Source organism: Brevibacillus massiliensis, from assembly GCF_000311785.1.
Classification (GTDB): domain Bacteria; phylum Bacillota; class Bacilli; order Brevibacillales; family Brevibacillaceae; genus Brevibacillus_C; species Brevibacillus_C massiliensis.
Window position 1 is genome coordinate 204,883 of the sequence record NZ_HE978541.1, and the last position, 17,211, is coordinate 222,093.

At 54.0% G+C, this 17,211-nt stretch carries 12 protein-coding genes and 1 pseudogene; 7 read left to right on the plus strand and 6 right to left on the minus strand.

The features are described from left to right. Positions 1–62 precede the first annotated feature (62 nt). Positions 63–981, plus strand: a pseudogene (locus tag HGBM_RS27595) (DMT family transporter). A 40-nt stretch (positions 982–1,021) separates the two neighbouring features. Here the strand turns inward: HGBM_RS27595 and HGBM_RS27600 are convergent. Further along, complete coding sequence (locus HGBM_RS27600; protein ID WP_019121951.1) at positions 1,022–1,453, minus strand: hypothetical protein; 432 nt, start codon at positions 1,451–1,453, stop codon at positions 1,022–1,024. A 195-nt stretch (positions 1,454–1,648) separates the two neighbouring features. Between HGBM_RS27600 and HGBM_RS15235 the strand changes: the two genes are divergently transcribed. Together HGBM_RS15235 and pnpS are read left to right on the plus strand one after the other, a co-directional pair. Beyond that, the gene (locus tag HGBM_RS15235) at positions 1,649–2,344 is read left to right on the plus strand and encodes a response regulator transcription factor (protein WP_019121952.1); all 696 of its coding nucleotides are present in this window, start codon (positions 1,649–1,651) and stop codon (positions 2,342–2,344) included. A gap of 10 nt (positions 2,345–2,354) precedes the next feature. Further along, positions 2,355–4,124 (plus strand): two-component system histidine kinase PnpS, encoded by a 1,770-nt coding sequence (gene pnpS, locus HGBM_RS15240; protein ID WP_019121953.1) that lies wholly within the window; start codon positions 2,355–2,357, stop codon positions 4,122–4,124. A 286-nt stretch (positions 4,125–4,410) separates the two neighbouring features. Here pnpS and HGBM_RS15250 read toward each other — a convergent pair whose 3' ends face one another. From HGBM_RS15250 to HGBM_RS15260, 3 genes are all read right to left on the minus strand, one after another. Beyond that, positions 4,411–6,372, minus strand: coding sequence for an oxidoreductase (locus HGBM_RS15250; protein WP_019121955.1), 1,962 nt, complete (start codon positions 6,370–6,372; stop codon positions 4,411–4,413). Positions 6,373–6,441: 69 nt separating this feature from the next. After that, positions 6,442–8,202, minus strand: coding sequence for a hydantoinase B/oxoprolinase family protein (locus HGBM_RS15255; RefSeq protein ID WP_019121956.1), 1,761 nt, complete (start codon positions 8,200–8,202; stop codon positions 6,442–6,444). Next, positions 8,199–10,259: a hydantoinase/oxoprolinase family protein gene (locus tag HGBM_RS15260; RefSeq protein WP_026074449.1), complete on the minus strand. Its 2,061-nt coding sequence runs from the start codon at positions 10,257–10,259 to the stop codon at positions 8,199–8,201. The genes HGBM_RS15255 and HGBM_RS15260 overlap by 4 nt, the downstream gene beginning before the upstream one ends. A gap of 188 nt (positions 10,260–10,447) precedes the next feature. Between HGBM_RS15260 and HGBM_RS28970 the strand changes: the two genes are divergently transcribed. Next, entirely contained in the window at positions 10,448–11,965 is a 1,518-nt protein-coding gene (locus tag HGBM_RS28970; protein WP_019121958.1) for a PucR family transcriptional regulator, read from the plus strand. Between the two features lie 54 nt (positions 11,966–12,019). On the opposite strand, the gene HGBM_RS30970 is transcribed toward HGBM_RS28970, so the two are convergent. After that, complete coding sequence (locus tag HGBM_RS30970) at positions 12,020–12,163, minus strand: hypothetical protein (protein WP_019121959.1); 144 nt, start codon at positions 12,161–12,163, stop codon at positions 12,020–12,022. Beyond that, positions 12,126–13,058 (minus strand): DMT family transporter, encoded by a 933-nt coding sequence (locus HGBM_RS15275; RefSeq protein WP_019121960.1) that lies wholly within the window; start codon positions 13,056–13,058, stop codon positions 12,126–12,128. The genes HGBM_RS30970 and HGBM_RS15275 overlap by 38 nt, the downstream gene beginning before the upstream one ends. 231 nt (positions 13,059–13,289) lie before the next feature. Here HGBM_RS15275 and HGBM_RS15280 point away from each other — a divergent pair, with 231 nt between their 5' ends. From HGBM_RS15280 to mutM, 3 genes are all read left to right on the plus strand, one after another. After that, on the plus strand, positions 13,290–13,553 hold the full coding sequence (locus HGBM_RS15280; protein WP_019121961.1) for a hypothetical protein: 264 nt from the start codon (positions 13,290–13,292) through the stop codon (positions 13,551–13,553). 143 nt (positions 13,554–13,696) lie between these two features. Then, positions 13,697–16,363 carry a DNA polymerase I gene (gene polA / locus HGBM_RS27610; protein WP_019121962.1) on the plus strand — a complete coding sequence of 889 codons (2,667 nt, stop codon included), beginning with the start codon at positions 13,697–13,699 and terminating at the stop codon, positions 16,361–16,363. A gap of 11 nt (positions 16,364–16,374) precedes the next feature. Next, positions 16,375–17,199 (plus strand): DNA-formamidopyrimidine glycosylase, encoded by an 825-nt coding sequence (mutM, locus tag HGBM_RS15295; protein ID WP_019121963.1) that lies wholly within the window; start codon positions 16,375–16,377, stop codon positions 17,197–17,199. The last annotated feature ends 12 nt before the right edge of the window (positions 17,200–17,211 follow it).

Genomic DNA, 17,211 nt, shown 5'->3' on the forward strand with positions numbered 1-17,211 from the left:
GTATATAATAAGAAGCAAAGAAAGGAGACGTACCAATACAAGTGGAACATCCCAAAAAAAGCATGTATGTTTTGCTGCTGCTGGTCCCTTTGTTTTGGGGAGGGGTTTTCGGGGCGGCGAAACATGTCATTACGGAAATTCCGCCGATTACAGCTGCCGCTTTGCGCTTTGGTTTGGCCGGCTTGCTCCTGTTGGCGCTGGCCCTTATCCGACCTGAATGGAGCTTGGAGGCGCTGAAAAAACGCTGGTTGGCTCTATTGGCGATGTCTTTCATGGGGATATTTGCTTACAACGCGTTCTTTTTTTGGGGGGCTTGCCCATACGTCAGCCATTAACGGATCGTTGATCATGGCGACATCGCCCGTCTTCATTACGCTTGGGGCTGTTCTGTTCTTAAAGGAATCGTGGAATAGATGGCTCGCTTTCAGCCTGCTTTTGTCGCTGATCGGGGTTCTTTTCGTCATCACGCAGGGCTCGCTTGCAACCTTTGCTTCGCTCTCCTTCAATGTGGGGGATTTGCTGTTTATCGGGGCTTTATGCTGCTGGGTCGGTTATGGACTGATCGGCAAGGTCGTAATGCGAGGGGTTTCGCCGTTATTTACAACGGCCGTTACGACAGTGATGGGTTTCTTTTTCCTGGCCATTTGCTCTTTTTTTGAACACGGGTGGGGCCAGGTGTCGGCCATGTCTCCCCAGTCGTGGCTTGAAATGGTCTACATGACTGTCTTCGCGACAGTGCTTGCCTTTTTTCTGTGGAATCAAGGGGTTTCTCAAATCGGGGCAAGCAATACAAGCATGTACATGAATCTGGTTCCGCTCAATGCTGCGTGGATCGCAGTGGTGTTTTACGGTTCAAGCATTTCCATGCAGCAGGTGTTCGGCATGGTGCTGGTCATCGCCGGCGTGTATTTGATGACACGGGGAAATCGTTTGATGGCCGCGAAGCAAAAGCAGCCGGATGCAAATACGCTTGGCACTTGAGCAAGGGGCATTAAATCAAGGCGGCGCCAGGACGGGGCCTTCACAATCCCGAGACGCGGACCAGTTTGCGCAGGATTGTTTCCTGTTCAATAGACCTTGCGGCGAGCGTTTCCCAGATGCCCTCCTGCCGCTGTTGCCCTTCCTTTAGGGAACCGGTGTCTTCTTTCAGGACGCTGACATCTTCTTTCAAGATACGGACGTCTTCTTTCAGGACGCTGACATCCTCTTTCAAGATACGGACGTCTTCTTTCAGGACACTGACTTCTTCTTTTAAGACGGACACATCTGATTTGAGTGCAGCAATATCCTCTTTCATGACGGTGATCTCTTCCTGGATGTGGGCCACGGTATTGGTGAGACTGCCCATTTCCGCCCTGAGTTCTTCCAAACCGTCACGAACCGAGTAAACCACCTGCTTTAATTCGTCAAGAACCCCTAGTTTTTGCAAAATAAGATCCATGTTGCCGGCCATTTTTTCCTCCCCCTTTTCCTATCTTCTCTAAAACTATCATAGCATGAGACAGGGGCAAGTACAGGATTTTTGGTGGGGCAAAAAGGTTTTACACAAACTTAACTTGCCTGCCTTAGGCGTTTCTGTCAGACTAAGAATGAATGGCGACAACCGGAACAAAGCACCTTTGTTTCGATCACAAGGAGGAAACATCGCTTGACCAAAATACTCGTTGTTGACGACGAACCGTCGATCGCCAAACTGCTTCAGTTTAATTTAGAGAAAGCAGGCTACCAGGTCTTGATCGCCCTCGATGGGAAGCAGGGATTGGAGATGGCCCGTCAGGAGAAGCCCGATTTTATCGTACTTGACCTGATGCTGCCCAAGATGGACGGCATGGACGTCTGCAAAACACTGCGGCAAGAGCGTGTCAACACGCCAATTCTGATGCTGACGGCAAAAGACGACGAATTGGATAAAGTTCTCGGCTTGGAGCTTGGGGCTGACGATTATTTAACCAAGCCGTTTAGCCCAAGGGAAGTAGTCGCACGCGTCAAGGCGATTCTCCGGCGAACCCAGGTGAATTCCGAATCGGAAGAAAACAAGGATGACACCGTGCTTACGTTTGGTTCCGTTCGGATCTATCCTGAGCGGTACGAAGTGTATCGCGGCGAAGATAAAATAGAGCTGACACCGAAGGAATTTGAGCTGCTGCAGTACATGGCTGCCCACAACGGCCGGGTTTTGACCCGGGATCAACTGCTCAATGCCGTCTGGAACTACGACTTCATCGGCGATTCGCGGATTGTCGACGTGCACATCAGCCATCTGCGGGAAAAACTAGAGGAAGATACGAAGAATCCCCGATTTATCAAGACAGTACGCGGTCTTGGATACAAGTTGGAAGGATGAAGGTGAGGCTGTGAATCGCTTTCGGTTGAAACTCACCTTAACCATATTGGCGCTGATTTCCGTCGTTATCCTGCTCATGGGAGCTTTTTTTGCCAAAGTTTTGGAAAAATCTTATGTGGAAACCTTAACCGACCTGCTGGAAAAAGAGACGCTGCTCATATCGGAGACGGTGCACAGTCCCGAGGTGTTCGGCGACTCCGCCGTCCTGGCAGACCGGGTTCAGCAGTTTGTACAGGCGCTGGACGGTCGGATCACGGTTGTAGACAAGCAAGGCAGGCTGCTGTTTGATTCCGAGGGGAATTCGGATGCGGACGGGACACTTGCCGACCTGCCGGAGTTTCGAGCAGCCTTGGCCGGACAGCAAGGGATTTCACAAGGTTACAGCGAACCGGCAAAAGAGAAGCTGCTGTTCGTGGCTGTTCCGGTGGTGGACGGCGGGCAGGTGATCGGTGCCGTTCGTTCTGCGATGTCGATGAAGAGCATCACAGACGTCATCCTAAACATGTGGTTCAGTCTCTTGACCGGACTCTTTATCGCGCTGGTCGGAGGTTCCATCCTGAGCGCGCGCCTCTCCTATGGCATTGTTCGGCCAATAGAAGAAATGACCAGGGTAGCGCGCAACATCACGCAGCGCGAATTTGAAGGCCGGGTGCGGATCAAGGCCAAAGACGAAATCGGCCAGTTGGCTTCGGCCATTAACTTCATGGCGTCCAGCCTGGAACAGCAGATGTACGAAATTTCCGAGAACCAGCAGCGCCTGACTGGTGTGCTGACCAATATGACCAGCGGCGTGATGTTCGTCACCGAACAGCGGCGAATCATGCTGGTCAATCCGGCGGTGGAAAAGCTGCTTGGCCGGACCAGCAGCGAGCTGGTGGGAAAGCTTCACATCGAAGCGGGGAACAATTACGAGCTGAGCCGCTACATTGACAAATGCATTGCCATGGGAGAAAAAATCAGGGGAGAGATCCACACCTATGATCCTGTTGAACGAATCCTCGATATTAACGTGGCGCCTTACATCAACGCCAAAGGGGAGGCCAAAGGGGCGGTCGTGGTGCTGCACGACATCACGGAAATCCGCCGTTTGGAAAAGATGCGCAGCGAGTTTGTCGCCAACGTCTCACACGAGCTGCGCACGCCGGTCACGTCGATCAAGGGCTTTACGGAAACACTGCTGGATGGCGCCCTGCAGGATGAAGAAACCTGTCGCCAATTTTTGCAGATCATCGCTGATGAGAGCGAACGGCTTTTCCGCCTGATTACGGAAATCCTCGACTTGTCCAGAATCGAGCAGAAAAAGATTACGCTGCAGCTGGTAGAGGTCAACGTCCGCAAACTGATACACGAAACGGCCAAGATCGTGCAGGAGCAGGTTTCGCGAAAGCATTTGAAGTTGATTCTCCCGCCCGAGGAGGACGTTATGCTGACCACGGACAAAGACTGCCTGCGGCAAATTCTGCTCAATCTGATGTCCAACGCCATCGCCTACACTCCGGAAGGCGGCACGATTACCTGGTCTGTCGAGCAAGCTGACGATCGGGTTCAGATCCGTGTGACCGACACGGGGATCGGGATACCGGAAAAAGACCTCGGCCGCGTGTTCGAACGCTTCTACCGGGTGGAGAAGGCGCGTTCGCGGGACACCGGGGGGACCGGGTTGGGACTGGCGATCGTGAAGCATCTGGTGGAAAGCTTGCACGGCACCATCACAGTGGAAAGCGAGGAGGGCGTCGGTTCCACGTTTTGCGTGACCCTTCCGCGGGAGGGGAAACCATGATCGCATCGAGAAGGAAGCTTCCCGGAACGGGATTCGAACGCTTGGGTTCGGTCCCGCTGCCGGGACGTTTTTTCTTTGCTAAAAAGCTGTAACCTTTTTTCGTATCCGGCCGACTATCAGAGCGAACGCAACAATATATGATGGTGCGCCAGGGAGATACGCTGGCAGATTAGGGCTATAATACCGACTTTGACTCGCTGACCGGAGAACGGGTTGAGTAAAACCCTCGTCTTTTAAGGCAAACTCCCTTGTTATCAGTCAAAACGCAGGGAGTTTGCCTTTTCCACTATATTTCCAATGCTGCCATCATTCCTTCAAAAGTCGCTTCCTCCAAAGTACGCGGTGCAAGACAATCCCCAATCTGGCGGACGACGGGTGCTGAGCCTTTTACCTCCTCATAGAGTTCGGTGTTGGGTACACGTCCCATCGAGAGTACAATTGTATCCCAGTCCCCTATTTGCTCAGCTTCATGCGTAAAAAGATTTCGCAAAATCACACGTTCCTGAGTTATACCGCCAAAATCAAAGTGAGGAAGCAGCGTTACTTTCAACGTATACAGTTTTTTTAAGTATTCGTTTCTCAAGTATTGATGAACCTCCTCGCCGATGTAAAGCCTCGCTGATACGAGTGTCACATCATGTCCTTTTTCGGCCAGGAAAATGGCTGCCTCTACTCCTGGCCAGTCCCCGAAGTAATCGAATACCAGGACGCGCCGTCCCACAGTTCGCGGATTGGCTCCGAAAAGTTCGTCAACCAACATCAATCGCGGATGATCGATTCCTTCGACATGTGGCAGGTATGGCCGTGCTCCTGCGGCACATATAACGACATCTGCTTCCAATTTACCTATTTCATGACGGGTTGCCCGCTGTCCCAATTGGACGTTCACATTGCTTTGCGACAACTTGCGTGTATAGTTGTCGAGCATGGTCTCCGCGACTTCACGGCGCATCGGTGCACGACGCATTATGCGCAGCAATCCGCCAATAGCGTTGGTCTGATCGATGAGCGTAACTTGATGCCCCAGATCCGATGCAGTGACCGCAGCTTGCAATCCTGCCGGTCCTGCTCCGATCACAACTACCCGCTTCCCCGTTCTGGAACGCTGTACAAGTGGCCGCAGCTTTTCTTCATTGCCCGCCATCGGATTCTGCACGCATCCAATGGCAAGACCCTTGTGGTAGTGGCCGATACAGGCTTGATTGCAGCCAAGACATGCTGTAATGGTTTGAAGTTCGCCGTTGATCGCCTTGTTTGGCATCTCTGGATCGACAATTGTAGCGCGAGTCATCCCCACAATATCTGCTTGGCCAGTGGAAACGATCCGCTCTGCCTCTGCCGGATCGAGAACCCTTGACCCTACGAAAACCGGAACAGCCCCGGCCATCCGAATTTTAAAGGCATAGGGGGCGTTATAACCGTGTGCCATGGGCGATGCTGGTGCGATGTGAGTCGAACCCGCATAAGTACTGGAATCTCCTGATGTAACGTTGATGAAATCAAGACGAACCCGATCTACCAGGTATTTTACGATTTCCACTGAATCCTTCACGCCCAGGCCGTCCATGGTTTTTTCGTCTGCACTCATGCGAATTCCAACGGTGAAGTCCTCGCCGACTGATTTCCATACCCTCTCCATGACCTCGACGATAAAGCGCATGCGGTTTTCGAAGGAGCCTCCGTAGTGATCTTTACGGTGATTGGTAAGTCCCGACCAGAATTGTGCGGGGAGGTAGCCGTGAGAACAGCAGATTTCTACACCATCCAGTCCGCTCTCTTTTGCCAGCTTTGCCGATAAGGCAAATCCGTCGATAACCTGATTGATTTCGTCCAGGCTCATTGGTTTTGGCATCACCGAGAACCGCAGGCTGGGCTCAGCCGATGGGGCCCATGCTGCGTTGCGGTAATCGCTGGAAACGACTTCCCGCCCGCCGTGAAACAACTGGGAAAAGACCTTTGTACCGTAGCGATGTACCTCTTTTGCCACCAATGAGTAGGCGGGTATTACCCGATGATCGTATCCGGCAATGGTCTGAGTGGTAAGCATGCCAGATGGGTGCACCGCCGCCGCTTCAAGTACGATCAGGCCGGCGCCGCCTTTGGCGCGGGCCGCATGATAGGCTGCCATGTCCGATGTCGGGATTCCATCTTTTACGTGGTTTGTCTGGTGAGCGGTAATCATGATTCTGTTTTTTATTACTATCTTGCCTATTTCGACACTGCTAAACAGGTTTTTGAAATGTGTCATGTCGTTCCTTCTTTCTGTATAGATACAATAAGCGAGGAAGCAGGGGCTCAGCCCGCTTCCTCCTTCTGCTCACGATTCGTTACGGGCTTTTGCACGTCTCGCTCTGGTGGCCAATTGATCGACCGCAAGATCCGCAGTCAGGACAACACCGTAGAGAAGGTATGCTTGCTCCTTGGAAACGATGTCATCCCGTACATCTTGGGCGACGAGTTGCGGATCACGGGTCAGTGGGTCGCCCCAACCGCCGCCGCCTGTACTTTCGAAGACGAACGATTCTCCTGGTTGGAAGTGAATTCCCCCCAGCATTTGTGGACGCCAAGTGCCATCGTCTGCCAAGCCGCCGATTGATTCCAACAGGCCGTCGCGAGTTTTGCGCAGTTGTCGCTGCCGTGCTGAGTGCAGCCCTCCGTTTACCCCCGGAGATCCTTCGCGCGTCCTTGAACACTCCATCCAAATTATCTCGCCGCGTCCGAGAAACTCTACTTCGAGGCGTACGCCGGCGCCGCCGCGGTACCGTCCAGCCCCCGCCGAATCTGTACGCATTTCGTAGGAGTTGTAACGAACGGGGAAAAGAAGTTCGGCAATTTCGGCAGGAAGGTTTTGGCAGTTGCCAAGCGGGTCCATAGTCACATGCATTCCGTCGTGAGTAGGTGTACCCCCCCACCCGCCGGCAGGCAAGTCAGTGAAGACATGCAGTTCACCGGTAGCCGGATCAGTACTGCTTGCAACGAACCAGTTGCACTCGGCGCAGGTCGGTGCGACAATACGGTCGGGAATTGCCTGAGAGAGAGCCATCCAGATTGCTGCGGTAATCTTGGAAGAGGCAGCGGTCGTGCATCCAAGGGTCGGAGCCGGCCAGCGCGGATTAAGCCAAGTGTTCTCCGGAATTGTCAGATCGACTTGGCGGTACATCCCGGCATTTGGCGGTGCATCGGGATTGAGAAAAAACTTTAAGGAATAGTAGGCGGCTGAAGCCGTGTTAGCGTAAGGCGAGTTAATCGGACCGATGGCGACGGGATCGCTTCCGGTAAAATCCACACCGATCCGATCACCGGCTACCGTAAGCTTGACATGCAGCCGGACAGGATCATCGGTAAACCCGTCGCTGTCAACGTAATCACTCGCTTCGTAGACGCCGTCGGGGATTCTGCTAATGGCTTCTTTGGTCATCTGCTGGGTGTAGTCGAGGACTTCGCGCATGCCCTGCCGGACGATATCGGCACCGTACTTATCGGCGAGCCGGGTAAATTCATCGCGAGCCGCGCGAAGGGCACCCAGTTGTGCCTGGATGTCACCTTCAACGTATTGAGGCGTACGCGAACTGTTTTTAATAATGTTAATCAAATCGGTATTTGTTTTGCCTTCTTTGTAGAGCATCATTGGCGGCAGGCGCAAGCCTTCGCCAGCGATGTGGGTGTCAAAGCCGCTGCCCACGTCGGTCCAGTGCGCCCGGCTGACCGCAAAACCGAGCAGAGTTCCGTCGTAAAATATCGGCATGGTCATGGTGACGTCGGGGGTGTGAGTGCCGCCATTGTATGGATCGTTGAGGATGATGACGTCATCAGGGCCTAACTCTTCTATTGGGAAGCGCTCTATAGAGGCGTGCGCGCTGAAGTGCATGGCAGCTATATGAACCGGGCAGTTGGCCGTCTGGCCGATCAAGTCGACGTTGGGGTCGAATATGGCATTGGAGTAATCCACCATATCGTAAATAATTGGAGAGAATGATGCCTTTTGCAGCACCAGGCTCATTCGCTCGCACGTATACTCAAACGAACGCCGAAGCACTTCAAATGTAATCGGATCAATTTGACGCTGACGCTGTGTCATCGTACACCCTCCTCGCCGGTGATAATGATATTGCCGTATTGGTCTATCTGTGCAAACGCATCAGGGGGGAGAACAACTTCACTGTCGGGCTGTTCAATGATCGCCGGGCCGTGAATTCGCTGTCCAGTGTTAAGCCGGGCGGCATCATGGACATCCACTTCATACTTCTGTCCACTAAAGTAAACCCTGCGCCTTTCCTTGACGGACGGTGTCTCATTCCGATCTCCTTGCCCCAGCGCTGCTGCCAAATCGCCGGCTTCCGGCTTGGTTATCTGTCCATATCCGGTGACGCGCAAGGTGACAAAAGCGACGGGGAAGGATTCTGATGAGACGCCGTATTCCCGTTTGTGCTCCCGATGGAAGGCGGCAGCTATTTCGGCAACCGCAGCCGTATCAAGATTACCGCCGGGAACCGGCGTGGCCACTTCATATGACTGTCCGATGTAGCGCATGAGTGCGCTGCGCTCAAGCGTGATCTGTTCTGGGGTAATCCCATCTTTTTCTAGTAAATGACAACACTCTTGTTCCAGCTTGGTGAAGGAATGCGTTAATGCATTCGGATCGAGATTCTCAACTGGCGCATAGAGAGTCGCTTCAAGGTCGTGGCGAACCTCCATCGTTGTGGCTCCAAAGGCACATGCGACGCCGGCAAACGGGGGGATCAGGATACGGTTAATGCCGGCTGCCCGAGCAACGGTATAGGCATGCAGACCACCTGCGCCTCCAAAGGCGACGAGGGTTTGATCGCGCGGATCGCGGCCGCGATCGGTCGAAACCATGCGGATTGCGCCTGCCATATTCTCGCAGACGATCTCGATGATGCCTTCGGCGCAATCCAGGATAGATAGGCCGAGCGGTTCTGCAATGGTGCGAATAGCGGCTGCAGCGGCTTCGTAATCCAGTTGGAATTTTCCGCTTAAGGTGGTGTTTAGGCGTCCCAATACGAGGTTTGCGTCTGTCACAGTCGGGCGGGTACCGCCGCGGCCGTAGCAGGCCGGTCCAGGATCGGCCCCGGCGCTTTGCGGACCAACGCGCAGCGATCCTCCCTGGTCGATCCAGGCTATCGAGCCGCCGCCTGCTCCAATACTGCGGATGTCAAGCATCGGTGTGATCAGCGGCATCTCCCATTCAAGTTCGTATTCGTCGATTACCAGGCCGCGGCCGTTTTCCATAAGACAGGCCTCAAAACTGGTGCCGCCTACGTCAGTAATAATCATGCTCTTCGTGTCAAGCAGATTACTGAGAAAACTGCCTGCTGCTACGCCGCCCGCGGGTCCCGATTCAATCAGTTCTTCGGGCCGCTCTTTGGCGGTAGCGCTGCGCATCATGCCGCCGTTGCTTTTAACAATGAAGAGCGGCGCGTTCGAGCCGGCCGCGGCCAGGAGTCCCTCCAATCGGGTCAGGTAGTCGCCGACGACAGGGAACAATGCAGCGCGAATAGCCGTTGTAACGAAACGGCCAAGCTCGCGAATTTTGGGGCGTGTTTCCGAGGAAAGGGCGATACGCGCGTCCGGGATTGCTTCCAGGACGATCTCCCGCATCTCCCGTTCATGTCGGCCATCGACGTAGGAGTTGATAAAGGCAATGGCGACGTTCTTGGTACCGAGTGAAGCTATGTGTTCAGCCACTCGCCGCGCCTCGTCACGGTCGAGGGGTTTCACGGTCGTTCCGTCAGAGCCCAGCTTTTCACTTACCGTAAGGCGGTTTCTGCGGCTGATCAATGGGCGAGATTTGACTTGGTAGGGATCGTAAAGATGGCGGCGCCGTTGTCGGCCGATTTCGAGAGTATCGCGGAACCCGGCTGTCGTCACCATTACCGGTTCAGGATATTTACGCTCAATCAAGGCGTTTGTTCCGATCGTCGTACCGTGAATGATCGTGCCAATCTCGGCAGGGGCAATACCTGCCGCTGAAAGCGCATTCATCACTCCAATCGCGGGATCAGCAGGTGTGGTGAGAACCTTTGCCGTGCGAACACGCGCAGATCCGTCGGCTCGAGCGTCCCATGCGAAGAGATCCGTAAAAGTTCCACCGACGTCAATTCCAACTCGCAGCATCTGGATTCCTCCTTTTTCGTTCATTCTGTTTTCTCTTCCGATGTTCATCTGATATACTGATTACACCTCTAACATTGCGTATAGTCAGTAAATTCAGTAAATTCAGTATAACGATTCGCCCGTTTTCTCCACAATCCGTCTGGAAGGACTAACTTTATGATTCGTTTCGTACGATGGGATGAATGTTTATGACAATTACGATTCGTGAACTGGTCAGTATTCCGCACTTGCAAACGAAGATTCTCGCTGGTACTGCCGGGTTGGAAAGGGAAATTACCTGGGCACATGTATGTGAACTTTCAGACCCTACCCCGTGGCTGACCGGGGGCGAACTAATCATGACCACCGGTCTGGCAATTCCCCGGATTGCACAGGAGCAGGAGGAATACCTACAGCGTCTGGTGAAGGCAGGGGTGAGCGGGATCGCCATTGCCGAAGGGATGTATGCGCCGGAGTTGAGCAATCCTCTACTGGCGGCGGCTGACCGCAGCGCTTTTCCCATTTTGCTGACGGCTTACGAGGTTCCCTGGCTTGCACTATCGCGCGCCGTAGCAAATGCCAACTCGTACAAGGAACACGCGCGGATGGTTCAGACGTTGCGTGTGTACGAGTTGGCACGGCAGGTTATTCATCACAGTTCTCCGGCGACAATCCTCAGTGGGCTTGGCGAGATTGTTGACTGTACACTCCATGTAGTAGATCCGGTTCAAAGGAAGACACTGTTCCATGACGCCGCGTTGCCGAGCCATATCACTGAGCTGCTGGAGCGCATACGTCTCGACAGCACGCCTCCCATGCCTGCCGTGCGGCGAATGGAGTGGAGCGGGGTTACGGTACTGCAGCTGCCTGTTCCGGCTTCCCGACCGGCGGTTCTGCTTGCGGTTCCTCAGTCAACAACTGTTCCCGACAGCCTGGTACTGCGTCATATCGCAACGATAGTGGGGTTGGCAGTCGAGAAAGATACGGCGATGTATGAACGCCAGCGCCGGTTAGGCGCAGAGATTATGGCAGGCTTGATCGAAGGGCGGCTCTCAGGTGATGCCGCTTACCTCTTGCTGGCCGAACATGAATTGGGAGAAGAACCTCGGTGCATTGTTGCTTGCTCAGCGGAAGTGCAGCCTTTTGAGCACGAATGGCTGCATTTTCATCTGTATGCTCGTGGCATTCCGCATCTGTTGACTCGGCGAGGAGAGATTCTCCTCGCCCTGTTGCCCGCTACTGATGCCGCAATTACTTGTTTACGTGCAGAATTGCCGCCTGATGTGCGATTGGGCATCAGTCATGTCCTGGGACGAGCTGCTCGTACGTCAGAGGCGTATCAAGAAGCGATGTGGGCATTGCGGGCGGCGGAAACCCATGGAAAAAGCATGGTTTATTACAGTGAAGAGTCACCCCTCTCCCCCTTTTTGCCCAGAAGCAGAAGTGAAGCCCGCGAGCTGGTAGAGCAGGTTCTCGGTGACCTTTTGGCGTATGATGCCAGGCATAATAGCCAATTGACCATGACACTCTATGTCTATTTGCGTGAGAATCGCTCCTGGAAGGGGGCCGCGAAGTCGTTACATATTCATAAACAGACATTGGTCTACCGCATGAGCCGAATTGAGCAAATGACGGGGCGTCGCCTAGATGTTACCAGCAACGTCGCCGAACTCTGGCTCGCTTTGCAAGCAGCCATAATGCTTGGCTTGCTGCCGGATTTATCGTAAGCCAAACAAAGCGTGCAGACCCGCCCTCTTGGGCACTTGGCCTGCACGCTTTGTTTACCCCCGCAGCACGGTGCTGATCCAGTACACGATCCTGCCGACGATGTATCCGAGGACGATAACCCAAAAGATCTTGCCCCAGACGCTTAGTCCCTTGATGTACTCAGGCAAACTTTTGCGTTGATTCGGTGGTTTGCTCATCGATTGCGTCTCCTTTGCTGATATGGTTGTGGCGCAAGAACAGATAGATTCCAAACAGGATAATGGCGCCTCCGATCACCTGGGGCAGCGTAACGACTTCGCCCAGGATGAAGTACGCGAGAATGCAAGTGCCGATCGGCTCGCCCAGAATGCTCATCGAGATGATCGACGTACTCAGCCACTTGATCACCCAGTTCAGGATGGAATGGCCGAGCAGGGTTGGCAGCAGGGCCAGACAGAAAAACCAGCCCCAATCAGACGGGGGGTAACCGATCAGCGGGTACTGCAAGGCCAGGTCGTACCCGATCAAAAAGAGGCTGCTGATCAAGTAGACGACGAATGTATAGGCCATCAACGAGAGAGCCTTGCGGGCGTATTGGCCGATCAGCCAGTATGCGGTGACCGTTCCGGCTCCCAACAGGGCCAGGATATCTCCCCACAAGGCGACGCCGCCAATGCGAAAATCCCCCCAGCCGATGACGAAACTGCCGAGAACCGCAATAAATCCGCCAGCCAGAGCCATCCGGCCAAGCCGCTCCGCAAATAAAAAATAGCCCCCGACAAAGGCGAACAATGGCTGCAGGGTGACGAGGACGGTAGAGCTGGCGACAGAGGTGAATCGAAGCGACTCAAACCAAAGCAGAAAGTGAACCGCCAGAAACGCGCCTGACAGGACGCTCAGCAGCCATTGTTTTCGATTCATCGACAGGATTTCTCTCCAGACACCTTTCGCAAACAGCATCATCGGCAGCGTCAAGAGCGCCGAGAACAGCAGCCGATAGGTAGCGGTGACCGGCGGAGGCGCGGACGAGAGCTTGACGAAAATGGCAGATGTGGAGACGGCGGCAACACCAATGACAAGCGCCAGGTAGGGCGGGAATGTAGGTCTGTCCATTTGGTATCCTCCAGATTGACCGAATGACTTATTGTTCCGTCTATCATGCTCACCGAAAGGACACCCTCCTCAAGCGACGTCAGAAGCCAAGGGGGGTGAATCGGTGACATTTTAGGAATACTCTTGCGCTTCGAACTTCACCAAGCTTCATACGGTCGAGCTAAAAAACTACTGCTTTCAAACAAAATTTGTTAAAATAAAGGGAACGTACGTTTGTGAAGGGGTGAAATGATGTCAGATCACCATGCAAAACGTTTCAAATCTGCATCAAGAAAGGGCATCGCTTATTTCCTTGATTGGAAACAGATGTGCCAAAACGCCAAGCATTTATATAACACCACCAATTTTAATATCCGTCAAGTATCACCGCACTCCGACAACAAAACCCCTCAGCAAGAAATACTGTATACGATGCATCAATATATCGAAGCGATGAATGAACGGCAACGTCAGCTTATCGATCGAAAGGCCTATGTAAGAGCAGCAAAGTCTTGATCAATGCCGAGGTGAACGGTGCAGCCAATATCCTGCAAAAAGTACCTGTGATTCTTTTCATTCCAGGCATGTCCCTTTTGCCTCCCCGGACAGGCTTATGGTATCATGAAACATAGTGGAATTCGAGGAGAGGGGTCGGATACATGAGTCATTTGGTACTCATAGATGGAAACAGTATCGCCAATCGAGCGTTTTACGCTCTGCCGCTGCTGTCTACCTCCAGCGGACTGCATACCAACGCTTTGCTTGGTTTTACCACGATGCTGCTCAAAGTGCTGGACGAGATGAAGCCGACCCATTTGTTGGTTGCATTTGACGCAGGTAAAGTGGTGTTTCGCCACAGTGAATATACAGAGTACAAGGGCGGACGGGCGAAGACTCCGCCTGAATTGTCCGAGCAGTTTCCGCTGATTCGCGAACTCTTGGATGCGTTTTCGATCAAGCGCTTCGAGCTGGAAGGGTATGAAGCGGATGACATCATCGGCACGATGACCCGGCGGGCGGATCAAAACGGTTGGAAAACAACGGTGATCACAGGCGACAAAGACATGCTGCAGCTCGTCTCCGACTGCGTTTCGGTCGCTTTGACGAGAAAGGGCGTCAGTGAAATCGAACTGTACACCGCAAAAGAAATCGAAGAAAAATACGGGCTTGCCCCTGCCCAAATCATCGATTTAAAAGGGTTGATGGGCGATTCCTCCGACAATATCCCGGGCGTGCCGGGCGTCGGCGAAAAGACGGCGTTAAAGCTCTTGCACCAGTACGGCAGCGTGGAAGAGGTGCTCGCCAACATCGACCACATCTCCGGGAAAAAGCTGCAGGAGAATCTGCGCAACAATGTGGAGCAGGCCAAGATGAGCAAGTCGCTCGCGACGATCATGCGGGAAGCGCCTGTAGATTTGCAGCTTGACGACGTGTCGTTTAACGGTTACGATGCGCCGACGTTGATCGAGTTTTTTAAGCGGATGGAATTCAAATCGCTGATTCCGAAGGTAAAAGAAGCCGGAGACGCCGGTTATGGCGATGCCGAATCCGCCGATGCCGCCTCGGGCAGCCAGACGTTCTCCTTTGAAGTAGTGGAGCCTGAAGGATTCGCCCGCTATTCCGCGCTGCTGACATCGCCGATGGCGCTCTGCGTCGAATTTGACGGCGACAACTACCATTACGCTCCGCTGCTCGGGTTCGGGCTGGCCGCAGACGGAGTGTCGCTGTTCGTTCCGGCAGATACGGCGATGGAATGGACGGAGTTTCGCCAGTGGCTCGCCGATGAGAGCAAGGAAAAATGGGTGTTTGACGGCAAGCGGGACCTGGCCGGGCTGGCCTGGAACGAACTGGAGCTGAAAGGGGTCGGATTCGACTTGTACCTGGCCGCCTATCTGCTCAACGCATCGGAGAGCAATCCGGTGCTCGCCGACACGGTCAACCAGTATGCCGAGATACAGGTTGCCGCCGACGACGACATCTATGGCAAGGGAGCCAAGCGCTCCATTCCGGAACAGCCGATCATAAGTGAACACATCGCCAGGAAAGCGGCGGCTATCTGGCAGAGCGTTCCCCAGGCCAGAGCGCAGATCGCCGAGCACCAGCTGGACGAGCTGCTCGGCAGCATCGAAAGTCCCCTGAGTATGGTTTTGGCTAAAATGGAAATTACTGGAGTTAAGATCGACAGTGAACGCCTGGTTCAAATGGGGCAAGACCTCGACAGGCAGCTGGGCGAGCTGACGGAACAGATCTACGAACTGGCCGGGCAGTCGTTCAACATCAACTCGCCGAAACAATTGGGCGAGATCCTGTACGACAAGTTGGATTTGCCCGTTCTGAAGAAGACCAAGACGGGCCCGTCGACGAGCGCCGATGTATTGGAGAAGCTGGCGCCGTATCATCCGATTATCGAGACGATTCTGCATTTCCGCCAGCTGGGCAAGCTGCGTTCCACATACATTGAAGGGCTGCTGAAGGAAATCCATCCGAAATCGAACAAGATTCACACCCGCTTCAATCAGGCGACGACGGCGACGGGACGGCTCAGCAGCACAGAGCCCAACCTGCAAAACATCCCGATTCGCCTGGAAGAAGGGCGCAAGATACGGGAGGCGTTCGTCCCTTCGGAGGAAGGCTGGTACATGCTGGCGGCAGACTACTCGCAGATTGAGTTGCGGGTGCTGGCCCACATCGCGCAAGACGCCAACCTGATCGATGCCTTCCGCCAGGGGATGGACATTCACACCCGCACGGCCATGGACGTATTTGGGGTGCCTGCGGAAGAAGTGACTTCCAACATGCGGCGGCAGGCGAAAGCTGTCAATTTTGGCATCGTATACGGCATCAGCGATTACGGGCTGTCGCAAAACCTGAATATCACCCGCAAGGAAGCAGCCGATTTTATTGAGCGCTACTTCTCCGTTTTCCCCGGCGTCAAGACGTATATGGAAGAGATCGTCCGGCAGGGCAAGCGGGACGGCTACGTGACCACACTGCTGAACCGCAGGCGCTATCTGCCTGATATCAAGAGCAGCAATTACAACATTCGGTCCTTTGCCGAGCGGATGGCGATGAACACCCCGATACAGGGAACTGCGGCCGACATCATTAAATTGGCGATGATCCGGATGGAAGAACAGCTCAGAGCAAACGGTCTCAAGAGCCGGATGCTGCTGCAGGTGCACGACGAATTGGTGTTCGAAGTGCCGGAGGCGGAAATCGGCGCCATGCAGAAGCTGGTTCCTGAAGTGATGGAGGGGGCCATTGCGCTGGACGTTCCGCTCAAGGTGGACGTCCATTACGGCCGGACTTGGTATGAAGCAAAATAGGGAGGATGCATATGCCGGAATTGCCCGAGGTAGAGACTGTCGTCCGGACACTGCGCAAACTGGTGCTGGAAAAGGTAATCGCCAGCGTCACCGTCACGCTCCCGCGCATTGTCAGAAGGCCTGATGACGTGGAAGCGTTCAAGGCACAGCTATCGGGACAGATGATTCGCCATATCGACCGGCGGGCCAAATTTATCAAGTTTATCCTGGACCGCGACGTCCTGATCTCCCATCTGCGGATGGAAGGACGATACGGCCTGTACCAGGCTGACGATCCCGTTGAAAAGCATACCCACGTCATTTTTCACTTTACCGACGGGACCGAATTGCGGTATCGGGACGTGCGCCAGTTTGGCACGATGGATTTGATCCCGCTGGGGATGGAACTGAAAATGGAACCCTTGGCAAAATTGGGGCCGGAGCCGTTGGATGAACAGTTCACGCTGCCGGTCTTTCGCACGATGTTAAAAGGTCGGACGACCAAAATCAAACCGCTCTTGTTAAACCAGGAATTTCTCGTCGGTCTCGGGAATATCTATGTGGACGAGGCCTTATTCCGAGCTGGCATACACCCCGAGCGCCCTGCTGGCAAACTCACCCGCGGGCAGGTTGCAAAACTGTATGACAGCATTATCGCGACGCTGACCGAAGCAATCGAGCAAGGCGGCAGTTCGATTAAATCGTACGTAAACGGACAGGGAGAAATGGGGATGTTTCAGCAGTCCCTTCATGTATACGGGCGGGCAGATGAACCGTGCAACGTCTGTTCCACACCGATCGTTCGCATGGTTGTAGGCGGACGCGGGACACACATCTGCCCCAAGTGCCAAAAATAGAACCCCTAGATG